We start from the raw sequence: 10,864 nt of genomic DNA on the forward strand, positions 1-10,864 counted from the left end.
CGGAACACGGCGTTGCGGTACAGGATGGCGCGCAGGGCTTCGTCCTGGACGACCTTCTCGGCCTGGATCGAGATGCTGGGCTGTTTGGTGTTCCCCTCGGCGTCGCAGATCGGGCAGGGGGTGAAGATGGCGTAGTTGAGCTCGTTGACGTTCTGGCTGCGGCGCACCGCCGTGGCCGCCATCAGGCTGGCCCCGTTGCGGAAGCGGGTGGCGAAATCGACGGCGACGCCCGCGCGCAGGTCCGAATCCATCTGCAGCTGGCTGGCGTAGACGATATTGCCGTCGGGGTCGGTGAACTCGACCCGGTCGCGCGCGCTGCCGACGCCGAGTTTCAGGTCGTAGCTGATCTCGCCGGCCCGCACGGTGGTGTTGCGGAACCGGGCCAGCACCCGCTCCGGGCTTCCGGTGGCGGTGATGACGTCGCCGGTCCGCGTGGTCGAATCGGATTCGATATAGATGGCGTCAGGGATCAGGCCGTCGGGGCCGGGCTGCTGGGTCGGCTGCGGAGCAGGGGCCTGCTGGGCGAAGGCCGCGCCGCCCGAGGCGGCCAGCGCCACCGCGCCCGCCCCGGCGAGGAGCCGGCGGCGCAGGACTGCGGTACGGGGCCAGCGGCGGTCACGCTGCATGCAAGCTCACTTCAAGAAAAGGCCGGGCAGGGGGGCGACGGATCGCTTAGCCGTCCTCGGTATAGAACAGCAAGGTGAACGCGGCGAGCGCCGTCAACAACGGCGGCAGCCAGGCGGCGAGCCACGGCGGGATGACCTCGGCCGAACCGAAAGCGGAGGCGGCCTGGTTGACGAAGAAGAAGCCGAATCCCAGCACGACGGCGGCGGCGCTCATGCGGGCCAGATCGCCCAGCCGCATCAGCCTCAGCGAGAAGGCGGCGGCGAGAATCGACATGGCCGCGAACATCAGCGGAGTCGCCAGAAGCTGTTGCAGGCGCAGGTCGTAGGCAGTGGCCGAGAAACCTGCGTTCTTGACCCGGGCGATCTGGGCCGGAAGGGACCAAAAGGGCGTCGATTGCGGGCGGGCGAAGCGTTCGAACGCCTCTTCGTCGGCCAGGCTGGAGGGCAGGTCGAGGGTGGCGTAGCGCACGGCGCGCTGGCCGATCTGGGCCCCGACCGCGTCGATCAGGCGCCAGCGCCCGGCGCTGAGCGAGGCCGAAGCGGCGTCGATTCGCTCGGAGAAGCTGCGCAGGCCCTCCCCGTCGTTGGTGTAGATGAAGAAGGTCACGCCCAGCAGGCGGCCGCCCGCGCGGTCCTGCCGGTCGGCGCGGATGACCATCTGGCGGCTGTCGTCGCCTTCGCGGATCCAGACGGCTTCGGGCGCGCTCGATCCGGCGACGGACCCGGACAGGCGGCTGCGTTCGCGCTGGAACAGGCCGTCGGCGGCCGACGCCGCGGGTCCCAGCGCCGTCACCGTCAGGACGCCAAACAGGAAGGCCGCGCCGGCCGCGGGCAGGACGAAGCGCCAGGCGGAGACCCCGGCCGCCCGCATCGCGATCAGCTCGCTGCGCCGGTTCAGGCCGACGAAGGCCGCCAGGGTGCCGAACAGGAAGACGAACGGCAGCAGCTGGATGATCACCTGCGGCGACTTCAGCAGCATCAGCCCGAGGATGCGCAGGCCCGACAGGTCCACATCGGACCCGACGCCGCGCGAAATCTCGACGAAGTCGATCAGCATGATCAGGGCCGCGATGACCCCCAGCGCGATGGCCAGGGCGCGGGCCTGCTGGACCAGGATGTAGCGTTCGATGCGGCCGAGGCGCAGCCAGGGGGCGCGCAGGGAGGTGCGGCTGGTCATGCGAACCTCGCCTTCAGCCGGTCCAGCACCGGCCAGCGGCGCCGGCGGCGCGGCTTGAGCGCCCGGAACAGGACGCGAAGGGCGATGGCTGTGGCGAGGATGGGCAGAAGATACTGCAGGATGTTGAGCCAGCCGTTCCAGGCGCTGGCGGCGACGACGCCATAGCCGATGATGCGGACGATCAGGAAGGCCGCGGCGGCCTTGGCGATGCGCAGGCCGTAGCCGGTGCGGCTGAACGAACCGCCCATCAGCGCGGCCAGGGCCATGGCCATCGCGGCCAGCGCATACAGGGGGGCGGACAGGCGCGAATGGCCCTCAGCGGCCAGTTGGCCCGCGGATCCGACGCGTTCGAGATCGCGCGGAGACGGATTGAACAGCTGGGGCAGATAGAGGTCGGACGGCTTGTACCGGACGGTCTCGTTCACATCGATATATTGCGCGAGCGGCAGGTCCTGACGGCCGAACGACAGATACTCCAGCACCCCGCGGGACGAGAACCGCTGCCAGGATCCGTTCAGAAGGGTCAGGTAGGGCTGGCCGTCGATACGGCTGAAGCGGGCCTCGGCGGCGTCCCAGGTCGTCGTCTTGTCGCCGTCCTGAACATAGACGAACAGGTTCTTGAGCAGGCCGTTCTGCTCAATCTGCTGCACATAGACGGTCAGGCCCTTGGGGCCCTGGACGAAGCGGCCCTCCTCGACCAGCAGGGCGGCCAGGTCGGTGCGGACGGCGAAGGTCTCGTTGCGCGCCTGCCGCTGGGCCCAGGGCTGGGCCACCGTGGTGATGAACAGGGTCAGTACGGCGGCGATGACCGCCAGCCGCACGGCGGGCCGGATCGCCTGCCAGCGCGTCACGCCCGAGGCGAAGACCGCGGTCAGCTCCTGCTCGCGCTGCAGGCGGGTCAGGGCCGTCAGGGCACCGACGAATAGGCCGATGGGAATGATGACGGCCAGCAGCTGCGGCAGCGCCAGCAGGGTCAGCTTGACCATCACCCAGACGCTCTGGCCGCGTTCGACGATGAACTCCAGTTGGTCGAGGCTCTGGCTAAGAATGCCGATTCCGGCCAGCGCGGCGCACGCAGCCAACACGGGGCGGCCGATCTGCCGGAAAAGGTAGCCTTGGATCAACGTCATAAGGGAACGGAAATCGCCCGTTGCAGCCGGCGGCGAGGGAGAGCATCTAATACACACCCGTTTGCACCGGTGAAACCGCGCGAACAATCCCACTCGCACAAGACCGGGGCGTACATCCCGGCGGGAGCAGTAAATGAAGATCGAATTCGTCGCCTCGGCCGACGCCGCCGAGGTTTTGGCCGTTCTCGTCCACGATGGGCGCGCCTTCGCGGGCAATGGCCAAGCTGTGGATAACGCCACCTCCGGCGCCCTGACGAAGGCCATGACGGCCAGCCGCTTCACCGGCGGATCGAACAGCACCCTGATCGTCGCCGCCCCCGCGGGCGTGAGCGCCGGGACCATCGTCCTGACGGGCGCGGGCGATCCCGCCAAGTTCGACGACCTGGCGCTGGAAGCCGCCGCCGGCGCCGCTTATCACGCGGTGAAGCTGTCGGGCGCGGCCTCGATCACCATCGACGTCAGCTACCTGTCGGCCGACCAGGCCGCCCGCGCGGCCTTCGCCGCCCGTCTGGCCGCCTACCGCTTCCTGAAATACCGCACCACGCTGAAGCCGGAGAAGACCCCGTCGATCGAGACGATCAAGGTCGTCGCCGCCGACGTGAAGGCCGCCCAGGCCGCCTATGAAACCTATTCGGCCGTCGCCGGGGCGGTCGAGTTCGCGCGCGACCTGGTCGCCGAACCGGCCAACGTCCTGTACCCGGAAGAGTACGCCAAGCGCGTCAAGGCGCTGGAGAAGCTGGGCCTGGAGGTCGAGGTTCTGGGCGAGAAGGAGCTTGAGAAGCTGGGCTTCCGCACCCTGCTGGCCGTCGGCCAGGGCAGCGTGCGCGACAGCCAGGTCGTCATCATGAAGTGGAACGGCGGCGCCAAGGGCGAACAGCCGATCGCCTTCGTGGGCAAAGGCGTCTGCTTCGACACCGGCGGCATCTCCCTCAAGCCGGCCGACGGCATGGAAGACATGAAGTGGGACATGGGCGGCTCGGCCGCCGTGGTCGGGCTCATGCACGCGCTGGCGGGCCGCAAGGCCAAGGTCAACGCCATCGGCGTCATCGGCCTGGTCGAGAACATGCCGGACGGCAACGCCCAGCGTCCGGGCGACGTGGTCGTGTCGCTCTCGGGCCAGACGGTCGAGGTGCTCAACACCGACGCCGAGGGCCGCCTCGTTCTGGCGGACTGCCTCTGGTACACCCAGGAGCGCTTCAAGCCGAAATTCATGCTGGATCTGGCCACCCTGACGGGCGCCATGATCGTGGCCCTGGGCCTGGAATACGCAGGCGTCTTCTCCAACTCGGACGAGCTGGCGAACAACTTCCTGGCCGCCGGTCCCAAGGTCGGCGAGAACGCCTGGCGGATGCCGATCCCGGCCTTCTACGAGCGTCACATCGACACCCCGATCGCCGATGTGAAGAACACCGGCAACGGCCGCGCCGGCGGCTCGATCACCGCAGCCCTGTTCCTGCAGCGCTTCACCAACGGTACGCCGTGGGCGCACATCGACATCGCGCCGACCGCCTGGGTCAAGGACAGCCGCAACCCGACCGTGCCGGACGGCGCCGTCGGCTGGGGCGTGCGCACCCTCGACCGGATGGTGAAGGACTCGTACGAGTCCTGAACCTCGTCGTGACCCTGCCCCGGCGACGGGGAGGGGCGCTCGGCTCATATTCTCTTCAAACTCGACGACCCCGTCCGCTGTCACTGGATAAGCGGGCGGGGTTTCGTCATTCTGGCCGACATGACCACGGGTCCCGAAATCTGGTTCTACCACCTCGAGCGGTCGAGCCTGGGGCAGGTGCTGCCCGGGCTGCTGGAGAAGACGCGCGAGCGGGGCTGGAAGGCCGTCGTGCGCGCGTCCAGCCCGGGCCTGCTGGACGATATCGACGATCACCTGTGGACCTACCGGGACGACAGCTTCCTGGCCCACGGTCGGGCGTCGGAGCCGAACGCGGACCGTCAGCCGGTGCTCCTGACCGAATCGCTTGAGAACCCGAACGCCGCTCAGGCGCTGTTCATCCTGGACGACGCAGAGCTTGGCGATACGAAGGGCCTGGAACGATGCTTCATCATCTTCGACGGACGCGACGAGGCGTCGCTGACCGGCGCGCGGGGGCGATGGAAGGCGTTGAAGGACGCCGGGGCCAACCTGGCCTATTGGAAACAGTCGCCCGAGGGACGCTGGGAAAAGGCGGCCTGATCGCTGTCGCCCTGCTGGCGGCCTGTTCGTCGACGCCGGCCGGCGACGTTCCGGCGGCGCGTGCGGTCGAGGCCGCGCAACTGAACCAGCCGGTCGGCAGCCGCAACCCGCAGAACCCCACGGCCGACCTGTGCCGCGCCGGCGATCTGCAGTACCTCGTGGGCAAGCCGAAGACGGACATTCCCGTCCCGGTCGACGTGGTGAACCGGCGCGTGACCTGCACCACCTGTCCGGTGACCGAGGACTTTTCGCCTTACCGCCTGAACATCTTCTTCAACGAGCGGACCCAGATCGTCGAACAGGTCCGTTGCGGCTGAACCGAATTTCCAAGGGAGAGACGCCGATGAGAATCCTGATGCTGAGCCTGGCCGCCGCCGGACTGCTGTCCGCCTGCGCGCCGACCAGCGGGACCGATCCCGCGACCCCGCCGATGGACGGTCCGCGCGCCTGCAAGGCCGACCAGTACCAGCGGCTGGTGGGGACCAACCGGTCGCAGCTGCCGGCGGCTCCGGCGGGCGAGACCTGGCGCGTGACCTGCACCACCTGTCCGATGACCATGGACTACAATCCCCGCCGCCTGAACATCACGTTCGATCAGGCCAGCGGCGTGATCCGCGAGGTCAAATGCGGCTGACGGCGGCGGCGGTCGCCGCCGTAACGGTGCTGGCCGGAGCGTGCGCTCCGGTCACGCCGCCCACCGGGCCCGGCGCCCCGCAGCGCTGCGACGCCGCCAACGCCCGCTCGCTGATCGGCAAGCATGTCGGCGCGGTGGACTATGCGGCCGGGGCCAATGTGCGCATCGTCTGCACCACCTGCGCCGTGACCTTCGACCACCGGCCCGACCGGCTGAACATCCGCTTCGACGAGGCGACGGGGATCATCAAGAGCGTCGACTGCGGATAGGCGCTCCCCCGCCCGGCTTGGCGAAGCCGGTTCGACCCGTCAGGATGCGTGGAACGGGGAGACGACCATGAAACGCATTCTGCTGGCGGGCGCGACGCTGGGCGCGATGATGTTCGGCCCGGCGGCCGTGGCCGATGCGACCGCGGACAGGGCGGTGCGCGACGCCATCGAGCGGCCGCAGGTCTGCGGACCGGCGACCTCGGCCCTGTCCGGCACGCCGGTGGTCGACATGGTCATGGTCGACGGCTTCGGGACCGGCGGCTTCGCCATCGAGACGGTCAATCCCGAGGCCCAGGCCTGGTTCAACCACGGCGTTCGTCTGCGCTGGGCGTTCGAGCACAAGGAATCGGCGCGAGCCTTCAGGAAGGCGCGGCTGCTGGATCCCACCTGCGCCATGTGCGCCTGGGGCGAGGCCTGGGCCCTGGGGCCGAACCTGAACGGCGGCGGGAATGACGACGAGAGCCAGGCGGCGGCGCTGAAGGCCGCGCGCGACGCCCGCCGCATGGCCCGCCGCGCCACGCCGATGCAGCGCCAGATGATCGACGCCCTGGTGCACCGCTATTCCGGCGCCAAGGCCACCCGCGAGCGCCGCTTCGCCCAGGCGATGGACCGCATCGCCCGCCGCAATCCGCAGGACGTCACCGTTGCGGCCATCACCGCCGACGCCTGGATGTTGAAGGCCGACCGCTGGTGGGACGAGGACGGCAAGGCCGCGGATCCGGCCATCACCCGCGCCCTCGGCATTCTGGAGCAGACGCTGGCCTTCGCGCCCGACGATCCCGGCGCCATCCACCTCTACATCCACCTGACCGAATGGTCAGACGATCCGCACAAGGCGATCCCGTATGGCGAACGGCTGGCCGCCCTGGCGCCGGGCGCCAGCCATCTGGTGCATATGCCGTCGCACACCTTCTACCGGGTGGGACGCTACCGCGACGCCATGATGTCCAACGTCAACGCCGTGGCGCTGGATCGGCGCTACGACGGGCTGGCGCGGCCGCCCGGCGGCGTGCCGGGCATGCCGCTGCACGGGCACAACATTCATTTCGGCATGGGCGGCGCCCTGATGGCGGGCGGGGGCGAGCAGGGGCTGCTGCTGGCCGACTGGTTCCTGGCCACCTATCCGGACATCGAGGCGACCAACGTCTGGCGCCAGATCGTGGCCAACAACGCCTACGCCATCTACGGCCGCTTCGGGACGCCGGAGCAGGTGACGGCGCTGAAAGAGCCCGGCGCCGACCGTCCGATGCTGCGCGTCAGCTGGCGCTACGCCCGGGGCGAGGCGGCGGCGCGGGCCGGCGACGCCGCGGCCGTCCGCGCCGAGGCCGAGGCGATCAAGGCGATCCGCGAGGCCGACAGCTTCAAGGCCGGCCCGATGGCCAAGCGGCGCAACGACTTCACCGAACTGTCCCAGAGGGTGCTGGAAGGCCGGGCCGCCATGCTTGAGGGCAACGCGGACGCCGCCGTGGCGGCCTTCACCCGCGCGGCCGAGATCCAGGCGCAGGGCGACGAGGGCGGCGATCCGCCCGCCATCTGGTATCCGACCCGCCGCAGCCTGGCCGCCGCCCTGCTGACCGGCGGCGACGCCGCCGGAGCCAAGGCCAAGGTGCTGGAGCTGCTCGAGGACTGGCCGAACGACCCCTACAGCTACTTCGTGCTGTCGCGGGCCGAGGCGGCGCTGGGCGACACGGCGGCGGCGGCCGAAGCCCTCCGCCGCGCGCAGGTCGAATGGATCGGCGGCGCCATGGACCTGAAGCTGGCCTGAGGTCTAGCGGCTCTTGGCTTCCCGGATCGCCGCTTCCAGCGCGGCGGGCTGGATGCTGGCCACGGCGCGCCCGTTGATGATGAAGGTCGGCGTGCCCTGAAGGCCCAGGGCCGAGGCGGCCGTGTGGGTGTCGGTCAGGTGCCGGGTCATCTCGGGGCTGCCGATGGCGGCGTGGGCGGCTTCAAGGGTGACGCCGTTGGCGACCATGATGGCGTCCACCGACTCGGGCGTCAGGTCGCCTTCGGACATCAGGGCGCGGAACACCGGCAGGTATTTGCCCTGGTCATGGGCGGCCTGGGCGGCGCGCGCGGCGTAGTGGGACGGACCGGCGGGATCGCCGCGATCTAGGATCGGCCAGTCCTTGAACACGAAGCGCACGTCCGGATGGGCCTGCATCATGCGCAGGACCTCGGGCGCGGTCTGCTTGCAGCCAGGGCAGCGGAAGTCGAAGAATTCGATCACCGTCACCTTGGCGTCGACCGGGCCGAACGCGGGGTCGCGGGCGTCGACGGTCAGCAGGGACGGGCTGGCGGCGGCGCGGCGCGTGATGCTGTCGGCCAGTTGGGAATCGGACTTGATCTGCAGGGCGGTGCTCATCTCCTGCATCACTTCGGGATTGTTGAGCAGATAGGCGCGGATGCGGGCGTCCGAGGTCCCGCCGCCGAAATAGGGGAAGGCCGCCAGCGCCAGGGCCACCACCGAGACCGCGAGGGCCGCCTTTCCGGTGCTCAGGCCGCTCAGGAACGGGCGCGGCGCGGGGACTTCGGCCTGGGGCTCGGGCGTATCGGTCATGCGGTCTTCCGTGAGAAAAGAATCAGCCGGCGGCGGGAACGACGACCGGGCGGTTGCGGCTGTTGCGGCGGTCGACGTCATCGACGTCGTCCTGGGTGGCGCCCGAGGCGAAGACGATGTCCATCGCCCGGGTCCATTCGTTGCTGCCCGGCGTCAGCATGTCTCGCGCGCGCAGGGCGAACTGGGTCGCCTGCGTCTTGGCGCCGAGGGCGAAATACATCTCGGCCGAGGCCAGGCGGGCCTCGCCCTCCTTGCCCTGGCTGGCGTAGGCCTGGGACAGCAGGCGCCAGCCCATGGAGTTGTCGCTCTCCAGCGCGGTGGCGCGCTTCAGCTGGTCGACGGCGAGCTCGATCTGGGCCGTGTCCCGGGTTTCGAGCATGGCGTGGGCCAGGTTGATGCGGAGCAGGGGGGCGTCGGGCTTCAGATCGACCGCGCGCTGGTGGGCGCCGATGGCCTCGGCCGGACGGCCTTCCTCGAACAGGATCTGGCCCTTCAGCTCCCAGAAATAGGGGTTCTGGGGCTGTTCGGTCAGCAGGACGTCAACCGCGGTCAGCGCCTTCTCGGTCTGACCGTCGCGATACCAGGCGATGACGCGGGCGTAGCGGCCCGGCAGGCTTTCGTCGGTTTCGGGATAGGTGCGCAGGGTCGTGTTGGGCGCATCCATGAAGGCGTGGATCTTGGCCAGGATCAGGGCGTGCTGGGCGACGCGCTCGGGGCTGTCCTGATGGTCGTAGTGGGGCTGTTCGGCGACCAGGCGGCGCAGGTTCTCGATCCGGTCCGACGACAACGGGTGGCTGCGGAAATAGGGATAGCGGCGGGCGTCGGAGAAGACTTCCTGCGAGCGGAAATTCTCGAAGAAGGTCAGCAGCCCCCGGCCCGATTCGCCGGCCCGTTCCAGCGCGCGGGCACCGCTGTTGTCGGCCTCGCCTTCCTGGTGGGTCATGTAGCGCAGGGCGCTGAGGGTGCCGAAATACTGGCTGTTGCCCAGCAGGACCGCGCCCGCGTCCGGCGCGCCCGCGGCGATGGCCAGGGCGCCCAGGGCCATGGTCATCAGCATCGGCTGCATGCCCGCGTTCTGGGCGCCGTCCCGCAGGGTGTGGCGGTTCTTCACGTGCCCGGCTTCGTGGGCGATCACGCCCAGCAGCTCATTGGCGTTGCGGGTGCGCAGGATCAGGCCGGTGTTGACGCCGATGATCCGCCCGCGCGTGGCGAAGGCGTTCAGGTCGTTCTCGTTGATCAGCAGGATCTCGACCTCGTCCGGCTCCAGCCCCATGGCCGTGAACACGGGGGCGGACCAGTCGTGGATGATCGCCTCGATCTCGGTGTCGCGAATGGCGCTCTGGGCGGCGGCGGGGGAGGCCGCCGTCAGCACGAGGCCGACGGCGGTCGCTGCGCCGATCAGGCGGGCGGCGTTTCGGGACAGCCAGGACATGGCGAACTCCTCAAGACCCGGACGCCCCCGTCCGTTGTGATGCTCACAATCTAATCGCGGCCTTTCAGCGGCGCCACCATCCACGCTTCGGCTTTTCGGGCGGGGCCGCGATCTGGGCGGGATCTTCCGCGATCAGGGCGGCCACGTCGACTTCAGGCTTGGGCGGTTCGACGCGTTCGACGACCGGGGCCGGAACCGGCTCGGGCGCGGCGACCGGCTCGGGGGTGACGACCGGCGCGTCCGGCTCGATGTCGAGAACGGCGGGTTCGCCTTCCGGCTCGGCCTCGTTCGGCTCGACGGCCGAGACCGGCGCGACGTCCGAATGCTCGGTGGCCGAGGCGGAGACCTTGCGGCGCACGCGGCGGCGCTTGGGCTCTTCCGGGATGGCGACCGGCGCGGCTTCGGCCTCGATCTCGGCGTCCGGGATGATCACGGCCGACGGGGTGTCGGGCGAACCGTCGGCGGGCATGCCTTCGTTGGTGGCGCGGGTCTCGACCTTCACCTCGTGGGTCAGGCCGGCTTCCGAACCGCGATCCCGGCCGCGGCCGCGGCCGCGACGACGACGCGAACGTCCGCCGCGCTCGCCGCCGATCTCGCCCTCGGGACGTTCACCGACCACTTCGTCGACGTCGGAGGCCTCGGTTTCAGCGCCCGAATCCTCGGTGCGCGGCGCGCGCTCGGGGTTGATGGGGTCGAACCAGACATAGGGGTCGTCCAGCGACGGGGTGCGGCCGCGGACCCAGAAGAAGGAGTCGCGCTCGGCGGCGGCGCCGCCTTCCTCGCGCATCCGGCGACCGCCGCGGCGGCCGCGGCGGCGGCGGCGTCCGCCCTCGCCGTCGTCCTCGTCATCG

General features: G+C 69.9%; 10 protein-coding genes and 2 pseudogenes. 6 read left to right on the forward strand and 6 right to left on the reverse strand.

The features are described 5' to 3' along the window. From Q0C81_RS09505 to Q0C81_RS09515, 3 genes and pseudogenes are all read right to left on the reverse strand, one after another. Window positions 1-626: pseudogene (locus Q0C81_RS09505) on the reverse strand (LPS-assembly protein LptD); the annotation flags it as partial. Between the two features lie 46 nt (window positions 627-672). Continuing rightward, the gene (gene lptG / locus Q0C81_RS09510; protein ID WP_291836871.1) at window positions 673-1,803 is read right to left on the reverse strand and encodes an LPS export ABC transporter permease LptG; all 1,131 of its coding nucleotides are present in this window, start codon (window positions 1,801-1,803) and stop codon (window positions 673-675) included. Beyond that, window positions 1,800-2,888 carry an LptF/LptG family permease gene (locus tag Q0C81_RS09515; protein ID WP_291836873.1) on the reverse strand — a complete coding sequence of 363 codons (1,089 nt, stop codon included), beginning with the start codon at window positions 2,886-2,888 and terminating at the stop codon, window positions 1,800-1,802. The genes lptG and Q0C81_RS09515 overlap by 4 nt, the downstream gene beginning before the upstream one ends. 178 nt (window positions 2,889-3,066) lie before the next feature. On the opposite strand from Q0C81_RS09515, the gene Q0C81_RS09520 reads away from it, so the two are divergent. The 6 genes from Q0C81_RS09520 (at window position 3,067) to Q0C81_RS09545 (ending at window position 7,789) form a co-directional block, all read left to right on the forward strand. Next, window positions 3,067-4,542 (forward strand): leucyl aminopeptidase, encoded by a 1,476-nt coding sequence (locus Q0C81_RS09520; RefSeq protein WP_291836875.1) that lies wholly within the window; start codon window positions 3,067-3,069, stop codon window positions 4,540-4,542. Window positions 4,543-4,662: 120 nt separating this feature from the next. Then, window positions 4,663-5,121, forward strand: coding sequence for a DNA polymerase III subunit chi (locus tag Q0C81_RS09525; RefSeq protein ID WP_291836876.1), 459 nt, complete (start codon window positions 4,663-4,665; stop codon window positions 5,119-5,121). Beyond that, window positions 5,079-5,438: a hypothetical protein gene (locus Q0C81_RS09530; RefSeq protein WP_291836878.1), complete on the forward strand. Its 360-nt coding sequence runs from the start codon at window positions 5,079-5,081 to the stop codon at window positions 5,436-5,438. Before Q0C81_RS09525 ends, Q0C81_RS09530 begins: the two co-directional genes overlap by 43 nt. Before the next feature lie 26 nt (window positions 5,439-5,464). After that, window positions 5,465-5,755, forward strand: a complete 291-nt coding sequence (locus Q0C81_RS09535; protein ID WP_291836880.1) for an I78 family peptidase inhibitor — start codon at window positions 5,465-5,467, stop codon at window positions 5,753-5,755. Then, entirely contained in the window at window positions 5,746-6,024 is a 279-nt protein-coding gene (locus tag Q0C81_RS09540; RefSeq protein ID WP_291836882.1) for a peptidase inhibitor I78, read from the forward strand. The genes Q0C81_RS09535 and Q0C81_RS09540 overlap by 10 nt, the downstream gene beginning before the upstream one ends. 67 nt (window positions 6,025-6,091) lie before the next feature. Next, window positions 6,092-7,789, forward strand: a complete 1,698-nt coding sequence (locus Q0C81_RS09545; protein ID WP_291836883.1) for a hypothetical protein — start codon at window positions 6,092-6,094, stop codon at window positions 7,787-7,789. Window positions 7,790-7,792: 3 nt separating this feature from the next. On the opposite strand, the gene Q0C81_RS09550 is transcribed toward Q0C81_RS09545, so the two are convergent. The 3 genes and pseudogenes from Q0C81_RS09550 to Q0C81_RS09560 form a co-directional block, all read right to left on the reverse strand. Next, window positions 7,793-8,581, reverse strand: coding sequence for a thioredoxin domain-containing protein (locus Q0C81_RS09550; RefSeq protein WP_291836885.1), 789 nt, complete (start codon window positions 8,579-8,581; stop codon window positions 7,793-7,795). Between the two features lie 22 nt (window positions 8,582-8,603). After that, window positions 8,604-10,013 (reverse strand): M48 family metalloprotease, encoded by a 1,410-nt coding sequence (locus tag Q0C81_RS09555; RefSeq protein ID WP_291836887.1) that lies wholly within the window; start codon window positions 10,011-10,013, stop codon window positions 8,604-8,606. Window positions 10,014-10,077: 64 nt separating this feature from the next. Continuing rightward, window positions 10,078-10,864 (reverse strand): annotated as a pseudogene (locus tag Q0C81_RS09560) (ribonuclease E/G); the annotation flags it as partial.

Source organism: Brevundimonas sp. (genome assembly GCF_023259385.1).
Lineage (GTDB): Bacteria > Pseudomonadota > Alphaproteobacteria > Caulobacterales > Caulobacteraceae > Brevundimonas.